The sequence below is a fragment of the Alteromonas sp. R7 genome, from assembly GCF_055755235.1.
On sequence record NZ_JBVTQX010000007.1, the window covers coordinates 45,543 to 60,801 of the forward strand.

13 protein-coding genes are annotated in these 15,259 nt (G+C 41.4%); 6 read left to right on the forward strand and 7 right to left on the reverse strand.

Annotation, left to right across the window (positions count from 1 at the left end; all coding sequences use genetic code 11):
- Positions 1–17: 17 nt before the first annotated feature.
- The 4 genes from AC0J2X_RS12525 to AC0J2X_RS12540 are packed head-to-tail and all read right to left on the reverse strand — an operon-like array spanning position 18 to position 4,033.
- Positions 18–521, reverse strand: a complete 504-nt coding sequence (locus tag AC0J2X_RS12525; RefSeq protein ID WP_014947935.1) for a chemotaxis protein CheW — start codon at positions 519–521, stop codon at positions 18–20.
- Positions 518–2,611 carry a chemotaxis protein CheA gene (locus AC0J2X_RS12530; protein ID WP_069943581.1) on the reverse strand — a complete coding sequence of 698 codons (2,094 nt, stop codon included), beginning with the start codon at positions 2,609–2,611 and terminating at the stop codon, positions 518–520. Before AC0J2X_RS12530 ends, AC0J2X_RS12525 begins: the two co-directional genes overlap by 4 nt.
- Before the next feature lie 37 nt (positions 2,612–2,648).
- On the reverse strand, positions 2,649–3,014 hold the full coding sequence (locus AC0J2X_RS12535) for a response regulator (protein ID WP_014947933.1): 366 nt from the start codon (positions 3,012–3,014) through the stop codon (positions 2,649–2,651).
- A gap of 56 nt (positions 3,015–3,070) precedes the next feature.
- On the reverse strand, positions 3,071–4,033 hold the full coding sequence (locus AC0J2X_RS12540; protein WP_472996115.1) for a methyl-accepting chemotaxis protein: 963 nt from the start codon (positions 4,031–4,033) through the stop codon (positions 3,071–3,073).
- 539 nt (positions 4,034–4,572) lie between these two features.
- Between AC0J2X_RS12540 and AC0J2X_RS12545 the strand changes: the two genes are divergently transcribed.
- Together AC0J2X_RS12545 and AC0J2X_RS12550 are read left to right on the forward strand one after the other, a co-directional pair.
- Entirely contained in the window at positions 4,573–5,382 is an 810-nt protein-coding gene (locus tag AC0J2X_RS12545; protein ID WP_472996069.1) for an HAD family hydrolase, read from the forward strand.
- 71 nt (positions 5,383–5,453) lie between these two features.
- Complete coding sequence (locus AC0J2X_RS12550) at positions 5,454–6,899, forward strand: tyrosine-type recombinase/integrase (RefSeq protein ID WP_278711990.1); 1,446 nt, start codon at positions 5,454–5,456, stop codon at positions 6,897–6,899.
- Positions 6,900–7,796: 897 nt separating this feature from the next.
- Here the strand turns inward: AC0J2X_RS12550 and AC0J2X_RS12555 are convergent.
- Positions 7,797–8,258 carry a helix-turn-helix domain-containing protein gene (locus tag AC0J2X_RS12555; protein ID WP_278711991.1) on the reverse strand — a complete coding sequence of 154 codons (462 nt, stop codon included), beginning with the start codon at positions 8,256–8,258 and terminating at the stop codon, positions 7,797–7,799.
- A 299-nt stretch (positions 8,259–8,557) separates the two neighbouring features.
- On the opposite strand from AC0J2X_RS12555, the gene AC0J2X_RS12560 reads away from it, so the two are divergent.
- Genes AC0J2X_RS12560 through AC0J2X_RS12570 form a run of 3 tightly spaced genes read left to right on the forward strand, consistent with a single transcriptional unit; the run spans position 8,558 to position 12,515 of the window.
- Complete coding sequence (locus tag AC0J2X_RS12560) at positions 8,558–9,841, forward strand: hypothetical protein (protein ID WP_278711992.1); 1,284 nt, start codon at positions 8,558–8,560, stop codon at positions 9,839–9,841.
- A gap of 19 nt (positions 9,842–9,860) precedes the next feature.
- Positions 9,861–11,591, forward strand: a complete 1,731-nt coding sequence (locus AC0J2X_RS12565; protein WP_278711993.1) for a caspase family protein — start codon at positions 9,861–9,863, stop codon at positions 11,589–11,591.
- 12 nt (positions 11,592–11,603) lie between these two features.
- Positions 11,604–12,515 carry a serine protease gene (locus AC0J2X_RS12570; RefSeq protein ID WP_278711994.1) on the forward strand — a complete coding sequence of 304 codons (912 nt, stop codon included), beginning with the start codon at positions 11,604–11,606 and terminating at the stop codon, positions 12,513–12,515.
- 200 nt (positions 12,516–12,715) lie between these two features.
- Here the strand turns inward: AC0J2X_RS12570 and AC0J2X_RS12575 are convergent, their stop codons facing one another.
- Positions 12,716–13,327 carry a hypothetical protein gene (locus AC0J2X_RS12575; RefSeq protein WP_278711995.1) on the reverse strand — a complete coding sequence of 204 codons (612 nt, stop codon included), beginning with the start codon at positions 13,325–13,327 and terminating at the stop codon, positions 12,716–12,718.
- A 112-nt stretch (positions 13,328–13,439) separates the two neighbouring features.
- Between AC0J2X_RS12575 and AC0J2X_RS12580 the strand changes: the two genes are divergently transcribed.
- Positions 13,440–14,306: a tellurite resistance TerB family protein gene (locus AC0J2X_RS12580; RefSeq protein WP_278711996.1), complete on the forward strand. Its 867-nt coding sequence runs from the start codon at positions 13,440–13,442 to the stop codon at positions 14,304–14,306.
- 40 nt (positions 14,307–14,346) lie between these two features.
- Here the strand turns inward: AC0J2X_RS12580 and AC0J2X_RS12585 are convergent, their stop codons facing one another.
- Entirely contained in the window at positions 14,347–15,246 is a 900-nt protein-coding gene (locus tag AC0J2X_RS12585; RefSeq protein WP_472996070.1) for a hypothetical protein, read from the reverse strand.
- Positions 15,247–15,259 lie beyond the last annotated feature (13 nt).

The window sequence follows — 15,259 nt, forward strand, 5'->3', positions numbered from 1 at the left end:
AGTGAAGGACCTTGTAACTACGCGTCGTCTTTTACGCTCTCAGGTGCGACTAAACCCAGCTCTTCGCTGGTTATTAAGCTTTCTATGTTCACCAGAATGACCATGTTTTCATCTACATCAGCTAAACCGTGTAGATACCTGCTGTCAAAAGCTACGCCAAACTCTGGTGGCGGAAGTACTTGTTCTTCAGACAAGCGAATAACATCGGATACACCATCTACCACGATGCCAACAATACGCTCTTGAATGTTCAGCATTATCACTATTGTGAAGTCGTTATATGTGGCCTCGCCTACGTTAAACTTAATGCGCAAGTCCACGATAGGAACGATGTCACCACGCAAATTAATCACGCCTTTTATGAAGGCTGGCGCATTCGCAATCTTAGTGACTTGTTCGTACCCTCTAATTTCTTTTACTGTGGTGATGTCCAAGGCGTAATGCTCATCGCCAAGCACAAAACTTAAATATTCTTTGTCCTGTCCGCCGGTAACCGCTTGATGCAAGGCAGTTTCACTCATGAAAGTAACTCCTCTATTTGACTGGAGGTATACGTTGTAGCAATGGAGTCTGCATCGATAATAAGTGCGACTTTTCCGTCGCCCATAATGGTTGCCCCCGCTATTCCAGCCACCTTACGGTAATGCTCTTCTAAGCTTTTAATCACCACCTGCTGCTGACCGACGAGCGCATCAACCAAAACACCAAAGCGTTTTTTACTGCTTTCAAGCAACACCACAATGCCTTCTGTGGGAGAAAGCGCGGCATCCTCTACTTCCATGAAGTCGTAGAGGGGCACCAAAGGCCAGTATTGGTCTCGTATATAGAGAACGGTGTCGTTGCCCAAGGTTTTCAGCTGCTGCTTAGTAGGCTGGAAGGATTCAATAATATTTAAAAGTGGGATCACGAAGATTTGCTTACCCACCGACACACACATGCCATCAACTATGGCTAGCGTAAGCGGCAGGTGAATGAAAAACGCTGAACCTTCACCGGCGCTAGACTCGATATCGATACGACCGCCTATCGATTCGATATTGCGGCGCACCACATCCATACCTACCCCTCTTCCCGATACATCGGTAATGGCTTCGGCAGTTGAAAACCCAGGTTGGAATATAAGTTGCCATACTTCTGAATCAGGCATGTCATCAGATACGGTGAGCCCGTTACTTCGCGCTTTATCGAGAATTTTGTCGCGGTGAAGACCACCGCCATCATCAATAATGCTGATAATAATGCTACCGCCTTTCTGCTCGGCACTTAGAATAACTGTGCCTTTTTCTGGCTTGCCAGCAGCGACGCGTTTGTCGGGCATTTCTATGCCGTGATCGATGCTGTTGCGAACGAGATGGGTAAGGGGGTCGACAATCTTTTCAATTAAACTTTTATCAATTTCCGTGCTGCCTCCCTGGAGTACCAGTTCTACCTGCTTACCTAACTTACCAGCCAAATCTCTTACTAAACGCGGAAAACGATTAAAGGTTGCGGTTAGCGGGAGCATGCGCATAGACATCACTGATTCTTGAATTTCCCGAGTGTTTCGCTGCAACTCATCAATGGCTAGCTGCAGCCGCTCGCCAACTTGCCCTTCAACGTCTTGCCCTATCATAGACAGCATTGACTGGGTGATAACCAGCTCTCCGACTAAGTTAACCATGGCATCAATTTTAGTGGTGTCTACACGAATAGAGGCCGATTCACGGGCGGTGCTCTTTTTCGCTGGCGGTTTTGGTGGCGTTTTGGCTTGTGTTGTCGTGGGAGCAACGCCACTTGTTGGCGCTTTATCATTGTTAGATGTTGTTGCTGTATTTAATTGAGTACTGGCGCTTTGCGCGTTATTACTACTCGCAATTTCTAGGGAAGTATTGATATTGGTAGCTGACGGTGCGTCTTCGAAAAAACCGAAACCCTGCTCTACTTCAGCTGTTTCGGCATTAGTCGTTTCAGTTTGTGCGTCGACTGTATTCTTCGATATTTCATCATCGAAGAAGCCAAAGCCGTCATCGTCATTATTCTCACTTTTAGTGTTGTCGCCGTGAGAGAGCGCTTCGTTAACTGGCTCGTTGTCGAAAAAACCAAAACTGTCGTCAGCGGCTTCAATAGCACTATTAGGCTCATCGTCAAAGAAACCAAAGCTGTCGTCCTGAGCGCTTTCGTTTTGCGCATTCACGCTTACTTCTGAAGCATCGTCACCATCGCCTGGGGCTAGGTCTGTAGATTGACCGTTGATTACGCCATTTAGAATTTTAATGCGCTCGGCAATACTGTCTTCTGGTACGGGGGTCTCATCGCGGTAGGCGTTAAGCGTGTCTTTTAAAACATCGAGAGTTTCTAAAAGCACATTTACAATGTCAGCGGTAACACTAAGCTCATTGTTGCGGGCTTTATCTAACAAGTTTTCCATCACATGCGTTAAATTCATCAACGCATCAAAACCGAAAATACCGCTGCCACCTTTAATCGAGTGGGCAGCGCGAAAAATACTATTTAGCTCTTCAGGATCAGGGGATTCAACATCTAAACTCATCAATAGCTGTTCCATATCGTCGAGATGTTCATCGCTCTCGTCGAAAAACACGCCATGAAACTGTTCTATATCGATGCTCATTCCGAATCCTTCCAGATTTTAGGAGTGGGTGGGCGATTTAGCCCAGCACGCGCTTCGTTACATCAAGAAGCTTGTTTGGATCAAAAGGCTTTACCATCCAGCCTGTGGCGCCAGCGGCTTTACCTTTTGCTTTCATATCGTCGCCTGCTTCTGTAGTAAGCATAACAACAGGCGTTCTGCTGTAAGTCCCCAAACCGCGCAAATTTTTTATAAGCGTAAGGCCATCCATTCTTGGCATATTCTGATCGGTTAAAACAAAATTAAATTGCTGACTTTTGCATTTATCTAACGCATCTTGCCCGTCTTGGGCTGTCGTAACGGTATAGCCCGCACCTTTTAGGGTCATTTCTACCATCTGACGAATGGATACTGAATCGTCAACAACTAGAATGTGTTTGCTCATATGCTCACTTCTCCAAAGTAGGTCATTACTGACTGTGCTTCCTGTTCCTTGCTTAGCTAGAACAATTCGACTTCCCCAGCGTCCATAGATGTTGCAGACACAGGGTTGTGGTCATTTTTCCCTTTCGCAGCGAGTCCTTTTTGGTACTCGTTTAATGCACCGACGAAACGCTCGATATTGTTGACATCTAACGTCGCCAACTGCTCTAAAATGAACTTGATCATATCTTGGGTATACTGAATGTGTTGGCCGTTGATATCGCCAAACTGCATACCCCGAATGGCCGCATTTATCGACTCGTCAAGCTGAGAGCCAATGTCTTCAATCTGTTTTGTGGTTACAAGGTCAGCCTCTGCTTTCTTGATAATCTCAGACAACTGCTCACTGATATGTGATTTAGCATTAACCACCTGAGAAATATCCTGCGACGCTACAAATTCAGCGGTGTCTGTGAGCTTATCTACCAGACTTCTTATGTTCTCGACCTGGGTTTTAATCACATCACTAAACTGAGTGGAGCGAGTTGAGAGCGCCCTGACTTCATCAGCAACAACAGCGAAGCCACGACCAGCCTCACCTGCTCGCGCCGCCTCTATAGCCGCATTCAAAGCAAGTAAATTAGTTTGTGCAGCGATGTCATCAATACCACTCAGTGCTTCAATTACCGTAGGCATGGCCTGTTGAATGGTTTGCACTTGCTCCATTAGGTGCTTTGTCGACGACGACATCTGTTCTGTAGAATCAATGAATTGCGTTAGTGTTCCATCGGTTTCGCGGGCGAAATTGCGCATTCGGTCGGAGTAAGACTGCGTATGCGCTTCGTCCACACTTAGCAGATCTTCAATACACTCAATTTGTTGAGAAACTAGTGATTTCAAACTGCTAAAGGCGTGAGACAAAGTTTCTACTGCGTCATCCTGCGTTGATTTGATGTCCGATAAATTGGCGTCACAAGTGCCAAGTGAAACACTTAACCCCTCACTGGCTTTTTCAATATCAGCATTTCTGCTTGTCGCCATATCCGCAGCACTATTCTCTGTCGGGTATATCTCGTCGCTTTCTCTGTTATTTTTTGAGTGAACAAGGGCACAAATCACCACTGCGCCAGTTAGCACAGCGAGAGCGGCTAACGCCGATACTGAAAAGTAGAGCACCCACGAAGCGATAACTCCAATACCTGAAATAGCAAATATGGTGTTTACTGCGCTCTGCTGATTTGAAGATGTGTTGTTAGCTGACAAAAAACTCTCCTTGAGAATTACGCGCGGCTTAGATTCACCCTGAACATTCAACTGCCGGTTGCTTCTTTCAGACCAAGGCAGTTGAACGAAGCAGCTAGCTTCCTATCATTATTAACAGTTCGAAGTTTCTCACTCCGCTTAAAATCACAGGTGTTAAGCCAAAAACTATCTCTTTAAAACACAGAGCAATGGCGCGTTACCTCTTTTAAAAGTAACAACGTTATATTTCGCTGCGTTTTTACATATGAAGTAAGCGTAGTACCCATTTTGAAAAGTAGGCAAGAACATGCATAAGTTTTTTATTAAAAAAGCGTTTTTTGGCTTTAACTGCGCCTAAAAAGCGCAAACTAGTTCTTATCAAGCTTGTTTTCAGAGTATTTGGCGTAATTCCACTATGCGACAAGTACGCGACTATGCAGGTTGCTCTTTCTGAAATCGAAACATTCATGTGCGACTATGGTGCACACCACTCCCTAGTAATTTATCCATACATGCCATTAATTATTTTTGATTTCGACAACTGCTTAGCTCCGGGCAATAGTGTAGGTGAAGACATATTGCTACCTCTATTCGATGTCATCGAGTCAGATAAGAGTAACGATTTAACTCCCTCTATGAGACAAGAAATGCGTCTGGATTTTTGGCGTAAACCTTTGGACTATATTGTTGAAAAATATGAGTTCTCTGAGCATTCAAAATCTGCGAGTTATGCTTACTTTTCGCAGTTGAGTATTGCGCACCCTATTGAAGGCTATGAAGACACTCATTTAGTTAATGCGTTTGAAGGGGTGAAGCTACTTGTAACTTCTGGATTCCAAAAATTTCAACATTCGAAAATTAGCCAATTGGGCGTTGAAGGTGCTTTTGAAGACATTTACTACGATGACCCAGGTAACCCGCCTAGAAAAGGCAAAGCATTCTACTTCGACATCATAGCCAAAAAATATAATACAGCTCCGAGTGAGGTATGGGTTGTTGGAGACAGTGAGGAGTCAGAAATTAGTGCGGGTAATAGTTTAGGTATGAAAACGGTTCAGATACTTCGACCAGGCGTTAAAAAGTCACCCAAGGCACAATTCCATGTGTCTTCGCTTCAAGAGTTTTTAAGTTTGCTACAGATGTCTTAGCGCCTGTTGGACTAGGTCTGCGATTAGCGCTAGAAAGACATAAAGCGGAAACAAAAAAGCCCCGCATTTTCATGCAGGGCTTTCTGAATAATGGTGCCTCGACCCGGGATCGAACCAGGGACACACGGATTTTCAATGCAAACTTCCACTCTAAAGCATTGAAAAAAATAACTTTTAATTTCTTTGCAAATTCTTTGCAAAAAATTTCTTTTCTGTTTTACTGGCGCAATGGCAAACAGACTGAAAGACACGACATAAACGATGAGCTGTATATCTTTAAACAAGATAACAGTGAACGCTGGTATGCGCGATTTATACTAACCAATCACAAAAAATGGCTCTGTAAATCAACTAAGAAGAAAGATAAAGATGAAGCTATCGCTATGGCACATCGAATCTTCTTAGACCACCAAATTAGACACGAAAATAACACACTAGTCCAAAGTAAGCGATTCAAAGACGTAGCTGACCGCGTCATCGAAATGCTTGAAGAGCAACTAGAACACGGGGGCGGTAAACGCACCTATAAAGACTATATTCGAGCGTTAGAAAACTACCACATCCCCTACTTTTCGCGTACGTTTATCACCTCAATTGACCAAGAAGAAATATCTAAGTTTGATGAGTGGCGTAAGGGGCGAATGAAGAAGTCTCCAGCCTCCTCTACATTATTAACTCACAATGCTGCTCTTCAGCTCGTTTTTAAAGAAGCTATTGAGCAAAAATGGATGATCGCCGCTCAAGTACCTGTTCTTTCCTCGAAAGGTGGAACAGGCACACGTCGTGCGGCTTTTTCTGAAGAGGAATATGACGTTATCCTCAACCAAATATATGAAGGTGAGCAAAACGCTCATAGTGAAAAGACCCGTCAAATTCGTGAGTTACTTTACGATTACTGTGAAATAGCAGTTAATACTGGCATTAGACCAGGCACGGAGATGGAACACCTAACTTGGAAAGATATTGAAATTAAAACTCAAGGTTCAAAGGCTCAGTTTTTTATCAATGTCTCCAAGGGTAAGACAACAAAATATACGGGACCACGTAAAGTAGTTTGCAAACGTGATGTGATAGGAGCCCTAACGAATCTACGAAAACGCTTTCCATTGCGCACACCCAATCAAAAGCTTTTCTTACTAGCAAATGGTGAACCCACAAAGCAACTAGGTAAAGCATTTGAGAAAGCACTTCAAAGTTCGGGATTAAAAGAGTCACCCAGAGGACCTCGAACCCTATACTCTCTCCGACATACTTACATTACGTGGCAGCTTCTCAACAGAACCAGCATAGACGTAATTACGCGTCAATGTGGAACCAGTACAGAAATGATCGAGCAGCATTACAGTCATGTAAAACCCGAGATGTTTGCAGATGCATTATCTGGAGTTACTTTTGATAAAGAAGAACCAAAAGCATTGTCTAAGAAAACCTTACATAGACGCGCAAAGACCGCAGAGCGCGACGAAAAACGCTTCAAGGAATGGGCAGAAGAGTATAAGAAGCGGGGATGTATTTGAGTAGCAGTAAAGCTCTATTTAATAAGGACATAGGGTAAAAAAGAGATCATTGAAATAAACAAAAATAATTAGAAAGGCATTAAGCAAAATGAGCATAGCAATTTCGATTGAATGCCTTAAGCTTTATCTGCGTGAAATAGACCGTAGCAATAAGTGCTAGTAAAAAACTATTTCGCTAGCGATTCACAAATTCCATCAAGTTTACACCCACACAGAAATTCAAACAGGTTTTTTCTTATTATCCATAAGAAACTTATCATAAGACCAGATGCTGCATCAACCAAACCTATGAGTCCAGATACCATCCATGCAACAACTTCCCGCTTGCTACCCTTACTGTCCTTGTCTTTTAGTTTTCGCCTGAACTCGCAGAGCAAGGAGCAAAACTGTTTAAGCTTTTCTGGTGGTAATGACCCGCGAATCCTGTCACATGCAGCTTTTGTAATTGCACTGAGATTTCGGTTTGCTATAGCCCTAGCTAACGGGCTACGTTTTTTCCTTATAATACTGGGAGAGGCTTTTAGTAACGCATCTCGAGAAAAAACCAAATTGACATACTTCTCGACTTTGTTTTTCTGGTAATTGTATCTTTCCATGAAATAATCTTCGCTCGGTCACTCATTATACTTTTAAAGAAGCAAAACCCCGAAAAAAACTCCAATCACGAAGCTCGCGAGTAGTGCTCTTACTTTTTCTTTTATCTTGTTTAATTTTTCGACATATATCAACATTAAATTTAACAGCAATGTAAGAGTAATAGCCAATTGTGCACTAAATATCTCATTATTTATTAAATACGTTGAGTAAAAACCAAGTATTGCTACCAGTGCAATGTATTGCAGTGGTATTTGCTTACTAGCACGCATCTCGAATTCCTTTGAAACAGATACTACCCATTTAACCAACAATTTTATCAACATCCCTTTCGTACCGCTGAGGGTAGTTGAAGTCCTCTATATTGTCTTTGATATATTTAATGCACTTAGAAAGTTCAAAATGAAATGCTAACTGCCTAGTGGCGAATGCTTCCTCTAAAGTACCATTCTCATTAGCTATGTAGATCTTTTTTCCGTCGGTAAAAACTCTTTTTGAGGCTAACGACGATTCAATAGCCTGCGGTAATAGCATGCGTAAGTGAAAAATAGCTTCTTTTATTTTACGCACGCTAACACCAGCTTCTACTAATTCATTTACAACCCTAATATTTACCAACTCTTTAAAACCGTAAAGCTTAGGTTTTCCTCTTCCGGTGCCTGATACTTCCGCTGGCACTATGACTCCTTCTCTCACCCAGTAAGAAAGTCTTGTTTGAGTAGTGCCTGTAATTGCTATGACCTGCTTACTGGAAAAGTACTTCATATCTTCTTTTCAAATTTCAATAAGTTAAAAGGTAATAAAATAAATGTTATGTAACTGACATATGGATATTAGTACAAAACAAGAAACTGTTCAATATTTAACCGCCCATGGTTAAGTTTTGCGCTTAATAAGTTCACATATGGCTATACAAAAAGTTGGAATATGGTTCCATTGATTATTACCAACTATGTGCTATTGTTACAAAGTTGGTCAAAAAACAAACAGCCATCACTTTCGGTACATTCTAGCGCCGCTAAGAAAAATAAATGTTCGCGTAATAATATTCAGGGATGAGGATTATGAAAAACTATATTTGTGTGGTATTTGCGCTTTTAATAACCAGCTGCGCTTCATCAGGTTCATTAGCTAACATTGAGGGTGAACGGGTTAATGCATGGTTAGCTAAACGTTGTCCTTCAACTGAAGCTGAGCTGATTGAGAAAGCTGGAAGTAAAAGAAGCATTGAATACCAAAAGTTGACCAAATTTTTAGATGACCTCTTGTTAGGGACCGTCGATTTTGTCTTTGACAAAGCAACCAGCGCCATAAAAGAAGCAGCTAAAAAAGACATCGAAGGGCTCTCAACAAAAGGATCAGTTCCAGCATATTTATTCTCAATAAAAAACGTAAAATCAGCGAGTTATAATACACCTGGCTGTGTTATTGTTGCCATTTCAGATTCCGATCCAGAAAAGTGGTGTGATGCCGAGCCATTAAAGAGCACTAAGATGTGTACAGTGTCTGGCAGTCCGCTCCTTCAAGCACTCAAATCTCCCAAGGGGATTAAATACCCCGCGAAGACTGGTTCACCACGCTTTTTCGCAGAAATAGAATTAAATGTTTCTAACGACAAAATTGCCGCAATTCCTCTGCTTAAATCAATTTATTACCCAAGAACTATTCACAATAGCAAAAAATTTCGCAATGCAGAAAAAATAGACTTGTCTATTAAAATAGATGTTACTGCATTAGACGGCTCGGCCGCGATGAGTACGATACACGTCCCATTATTTAAATTTATACCAGATAAAAATATGATTATTCGAAGTTTTGATGATTTTACCCCAGCATTAGATACAACTCCTATTTCTAGCTGGGTTACACTCGCCAAAGCTCCTGAAAAACTTCCTCAGGCTTCTGCTGGTACACCCTTTCAGCCAGTTAATCTAAATATTGAGCTCAGAGAAGTGGGCGACCCCAATAAATTTCTACAGTTTATCGCAAGCTATATTTCTGATAATGAGGAGGAATTAAAACGAAAAGTTCAGGAAACTCTTGTACCAAGTAAAAAGGAACGAGCACTAGCGACCGCCAAAACAGAAGCTCTTGATTCAAATATAGCAGTCGATGAGGCTAGAGCGAAAGTCTATGAAACAGAAGCCGCAGTTTTTGAGGAATGCAAAAAAGCTACTTCTGCCGATCCTGACGCAAACAGACTATCTATTAGGACCAAATTCAATCTGGCTCATATTGAAAGTATGAAATTAGAAAAGGTCCTCATACAAAATGGTCTAGATCAACTCCCCCCGAATTTTAAATTCATTGAGAGCAAAACTGCTTTCGAAAATTGCAAAAGTCTATAGTTAGTAGAGGGAACTTGTTATGAAAATAGTACTGGTGTTTTATCTATTGATATTTCCTTTACATGCCACCGCATCAGACTACATGGAAATGACTCATCCTAATAAACTAGCTCTAATTGTAACCCAGTCCAATTACGTTAATTTTACTCCACTTCCTTCATCGCAAGTGGATGGCGAAAGAATGAAATCATCTCTTGAAGGACTGGGTTTTAAAGTTGACATATATTCAGACAGTGATTTCACAAACATCTTGGATATTGAGGATTTAGGAATTAGCCCCTTCAGAAGTAAAATCAAAGAAGGTGATTTAGTTCTTTTATACTTTTCAGGGCACGGATTTTCTCATTCCGGCTACAATTTCTTTGTTCCCGCCGATATGAATAGCCCAATTCCTGAATCTAGAGTACCTTTAGATGCTCTACTTCTTGAATCAGTCGCGCTTTCTATTTCACAAAGAAAACCTGCTGCAATACTAATGCTAGTAGACGCTTGTCGCTCTTTTCCTGGAATCATCCAACAAGATGGTCGAAGAAACTCCACAATTACTCAAAAGGGTCCTTATAATTCAAGTAATAGTGTGGACCTTCAAATAAATTTAATTGCTGGTTTTGCATCGAGACCTGGCCAGGCTGCTTTAACTCGCTCACTTCAAGATGAACCCAGCTTCTACACCAAACACCTAGCTCAACACATCACACATGAAGATTTGCGATTTGAGGATGTGCACAAGCAGACTTCTGCAATGGTGCTACTTGAGACTGAGGATAAACAACAACCCACAACTTTTGACTGGACCTTACTTACTCTCTATCTAAACCCCACAGATAAAACACGGAAATTGCAAAGGGAAAAATGGACGGGTGCATTGCATTCAAATTCCGTCGACGCTGTAAGGTTGTTTGTCAAAATGAATCCTCTAAGTCCATACTTGGACGCTGCAAAGCGATGGCTAAAAGATGCAAAGTCTTTGCGCTCTCCGACTTCCTTTTCACGGTTATCTCCTTTGGAAGTCGATAAAGCTTGGGTTTTAAATCATGACACTTCAAAAAATGCTTATGTCAAAGCTGTTCAGTCTGGTTCGCCGATAGCTTTCCCACGCTTACTTACTGCTAGAAATGATAGATCTCCTATTACATGTCACGCAGACAGAAGTGGAGATAATAATGAACTTTGCGAAATGGCTTCTTTAATAGCTAGTGTAGATAAAACAGTATTCACATCTGAGGCCTACTTGAGAGATAAGCCTAGTCACAAACATAGCCCATCAAAACTTGCTAAACCAAATACGACATTTGCTGTTGATAATCTCAAGCCAATTATAAAAAAAGAACAGCTTTGGTTAATGGGGTCAACACACACAGATCATCATGACTTGTTTGGTAATAGGAGTTCATTCATCCCTTTTCCCGACAATAACTATGTTGATGAATTATCAATCGGTACGCCGATTCTCGAATTAGACATACTAGATAACCCAGACAACTTTCCAGGTCTTATTAATAGGGAAAAGTTAGAGAATGACGTTAATAAAGTTAAATCTGACGGGTATAGAATAACTTGGGTGAGCATTTCTTCAGGTAGAGCCTTAGAAACTTCTCCTGATGAACTTGCAGAAAAGTCTATTCACGCCAGATTAGTTTTAAGTCAACTAAACATAGATTCGAAGAGAATCACATCGATATTAGAGTCTCCCACAGTTGAGGAAGACTCTATGAAAGCTCGTATATTCGGATACAAACTATTAAATTAAATAGGGACTAATATGAAAATTAATTACAAGCTGATTCAACACATCCTTTTTTCAGCCTTTTTGTTATCGAGTTATCAAACTGATGCAGCTAATCTTGACGTTGGCAACTTTGAAGGCTCTGATAAGATGAAAGAGGCTATTAAGAATTGGCAATTAAAAAATGGTGAAAAAATTGTTGGTGGAAAGGACGCCAACTTAAACCAATTCCCATGGCAAGTGTCATTAAGCCTTTCATGGATTGCTGACCCCTACTATGCTCATTTTTGCGGCGGTTCAATAATCGATGAAGAACAACAATGGGTCTTAACTGCAGCCCACTGTGTGGATGACGCGAACCCAATAGATATTCACGTACTGGCGGGAGCTGTAGACATCGATAGACCGGCTGACAAGGTCAACGTGAGCTCTATACACATAGCAAAAGATTATAAAAATGCCACAGATGGAAAAGACATCGCTTTGTTAAAGCTTGAGCGCCCATTGAAGAGACACAAGTATATAAGTCATATAGTTCTGAATGATGATCCTAACTTAATACAAAGTAACAGTCAGTTTACTATTTCTGGCTGGGGGGCAACCTCTATGGGAGGAAACGCTAGTCGTATTTTACAATTTATCGATAATGTTCCCTTAATAGATAGTGCAACATGCAATCGCACATCCTTTTACAGTGGGGCTATCAAGGCAGACATGCTATGTACGGGCTTCATCCCAGGCGGGAAAGATTCCTGTCAAGGTGATAGTGGTGGCCCCCATATTCTTACCACAAATGACGGTAAAAGTATTCAAACAGGAATTGTTAGCTGGGGAGAGGGCTGCGCACTACCCAATAGACCTGGGGTGTACACAAGGGTCAGCGTCTATGCGCGCAGTGTCTACGCTTGTTTGACTGATTTACACAGTAATGATTGCTCCTTTGAATAATCTATTAGAAGCAATTTGCTGAAACCTAATAAGCTAGATCGTTATTTTTGCAATGTATTAGATGGAAGGCTGGAAAGCTTTTTTACATTTGTGAAGCAGGACAATGCTTTCTTTTGGCAATACAGTACTGTATTGCCAAAACGCTATATTAACTCTCGTTGCCCTTGGAAATAACGTTCTAGTTTTTCAATAGATGAACATTAGACTATTACAGGAACCTTCAAGTACAGAGTAGAATTCATTAACACGCTATAAGCAATTCCACTCCTCATCAATATCTTGCTGTATGCTTTTTGCAACACAACTCTCTTGCCAACGATAGCCTCGAACCTTGAAATAACTTTCTGATTATTAAGGCAATGAATTAATTGAGAGCCCATTAACAATAGTACCCGAGGTCTAAATGAATCAATATGGAGCAAAAAGTTGTCGACCTGCTCATCAGAAAGAAGTTTTGAAGAGATTTTCGTTTCTATACCCATTTTATGGCCTTGGGTATTTGCCCAGTTAGTCAATATAATCGACTTTTCTAACGTCCCTCCTAACCCGTTTTCATCAAGAGGACCCACCCAACTACTAAACCACTTTTTGATAGTTTTCTGGTACGGCCATGTTTTAGCGACCTCGCCAAATCTAGGAGTTTGATTCGCAAATGTACATTCAAGCTCTGTATTGTGGAATGGACCAGTGGTATTTTTATTACGCTCTTGATCGGAGATGGAGTGGCCATGCTCGTAGTCGCAAATCATAAGTCCATTCTTATCGTTAAAACCTTTAAAGATAGAGTTTGTAATATTTAGGTCGCTACTCATTCTGGTTCAATCCTTTGCCTGCATTGGATACTTTTCCAGTGTAGTTGTACTGTAAAGGATTAGAACAAATATACCAGACCCGGTGGTCATCACATGGTGCTGAGGTAATTAAGTGAAAAATACGATATTCGAAGCATTAATTCAGAGACATCCCGGCATTAGTAGTCAAAAAGATCTTCTCTGCTATGTGCTAGCAGCACTAACTTGGAGTATTGCCAAAGCAGATGGGACCATTCAGGATGAGGAAAAGTCAGAGATTCCCAAAATAATTGAAGGTCTTGGTGTGATTTCAACACGTTCTCAATTGGACAGTTATGTTTGTGCTATGAGAGATGTAGTGAAGGGTCAGATAAAGTTTCATGAAGTCATGAGATTACTTGAAGTATTTCAAACTAAAGAGCAACGCTTTACGCTTCTAAGATGTTTGATCAAGGTCGCATCCGCTGATGGTACTCTTGATAGGGCGGAATACAATATTATTGCCAAAGTTGCGCAGGCGTTCAAAATCTCTGTACCTCAGTTTGATCAACTAGCAGATAAATTAAACATTGAAACTGGAAATGCTGCCCGAAAGCGTAAGTTTGAGATTGCTAGTGGGGTTGTAAAAACAGTAGGAAAAGGTGCAGCTATAACGGCTGCTGTGGGAGTCGCTCTGATAGCAATGCTATTAACTGATGGAGGAAAGCCCTCTGGTAGAGCTTCGAGTAGGTCTAATAAAAAACCTACATCTACAGGCAATAAAGAACTCAAAACCCAGAGCTCTCAACCTCAATCTGCCACGCAGTATGTTCACCGAAAGGGAGGGAGGAAATGTGCTTTATGTGCACATTGGCGTGGTGACCGACAAGTGGATTGGAAGAAAAAGCAGGTTGCCGTCAACGCAAATGGACAACCACGAGGTGCTTGTGCAAAGTCTCCGGGCGGCAAGAGGCTTGTACTCTCAGTTCATACCTGTAACGAGTTCGATTCTGTTGTGTAAATAACAAAAAAGAACTGGTTAGTACAAATCACCTGTACAACTAATCTTCTTCGTCAATTCTCTCGCCACTATCATCAGAGTAGCATAAGTATTCGACGTTATACTCTCGGTATTTAAAGAAGTCACTTAGCTGAATATCTGATGGCCTGAACGCAGGTTCTGGATAAATATCAGCCTCCACAACCTCTTCTGGTGCGTCTATCAGGTTATCTGCGACGCTGAGGAGCGTGACCCTATCGCTTTTACCGTGAAGGTCTTCTAAAATGCTATAAAATTCACTGGCGATGTCTTCTTTAGCGTCGTCATCTACTTCATACAATAGTAGCGATAGAGCAAGATAATAGTGTTCGGCGTCTTCATTCTCAGGAAAAACATACGCCACTAGCTTGTCTATTGCCGTGTTGCCAGTCAGAAGGTCATGAAGTCTCGTAACTTCATTATCGTTTATAGCAGTTTTAACTAGCTGATTAACTTCATGAGGAAATGGCTCCCTTGCATACGAAAGTAATCGCCACTTAATAATAAGATTCTTGAAGTTATTATTGCTACTTATGATACTGTCCCGAGCGTCAACTATAGTCTGTTGAAACTCAGTTTTCTCCAACTGAACAATTAGGTCTGATTCTAACTCGATATAGCCGATATCATCATGAAGTACATGGATTTTATGAAGGTTTTTAGCAAGGATTAGACGTTCATTTTTCTTCGCAGGCTTCGCTATCGCTAATTCAATTGTCGGCTGGCGCTGTGGAGGTGCATTGAGGTCGCACTCTTGGGTTAAAATTACCGCGAAGTTCGCATCTTTGACAATGCTTATTTTGGCGCGATGTTTCTTTCTAGGTAATGCATCTAAAACCGCTTGCTTTTGAGTAGCATCAAAAATACGTAATGGAATAACACAGCCTTGAGTAATCCCGTTCTCATAAAAACCAGTCGACATCGTTGTGTCCATA

Bases quoted from the DNA above. Each gene is read 5' to 3' on its own strand.
- AC0J2X_RS12525 (WP_014947935.1), bottom strand. From the start codon at position 521: ATGAGTGAAACTGCCTTGCATCAAGCGGTTACCGGCGGACAGGACAAA.
- AC0J2X_RS12530 (WP_069943581.1), bottom strand. From the start codon at position 2,611: ATGAGCATCGATATAGAACAGTTTCATGGCGTGTTTTTCGACGAGAGC.
- AC0J2X_RS12535 (WP_014947933.1), bottom strand. From the start codon at position 3,014: ATGAGCAAACACATTCTAGTTGTTGACGATTCAGTATCCATTCGTCAG.
- AC0J2X_RS12540 (WP_472996115.1), bottom strand. From the start codon at position 4,033: ATGGCGACAAGCAGAAATGCTGATATTGAAAAAGCCAGTGAGGGGTTA.
- AC0J2X_RS12550 (WP_278711990.1), top strand. From the start codon at position 5,454: ATGCAGGGCTTTCTGAATAATGGTGCCTCGACCCGGGATCGAACCAGG.
- AC0J2X_RS12555 (WP_278711991.1), bottom strand. From the start codon at position 8,258: ATGAAGTACTTTTCCAGTAAGCAGGTCATAGCAATTACAGGCACTACT.
- AC0J2X_RS12560 (WP_278711992.1), top strand. From the start codon at position 8,558: ATGAAAAACTATATTTGTGTGGTATTTGCGCTTTTAATAACCAGCTGC.
- AC0J2X_RS12565 (WP_278711993.1), top strand. From the start codon at position 9,861: ATGAAAATAGTACTGGTGTTTTATCTATTGATATTTCCTTTACATGCC.
- AC0J2X_RS12570 (WP_278711994.1), top strand. From the start codon at position 11,604: ATGAAAATTAATTACAAGCTGATTCAACACATCCTTTTTTCAGCCTTT.
- AC0J2X_RS12575 (WP_278711995.1), bottom strand. From the start codon at position 13,327: ATGAGTAGCGACCTAAATATTACAAACTCTATCTTTAAAGGTTTTAAC.
- AC0J2X_RS12585 (WP_472996070.1), bottom strand. From the start codon at position 15,246: ATGTCGACTGGTTTTTATGAGAACGGGATTACTCAAGGCTGTGTTATT.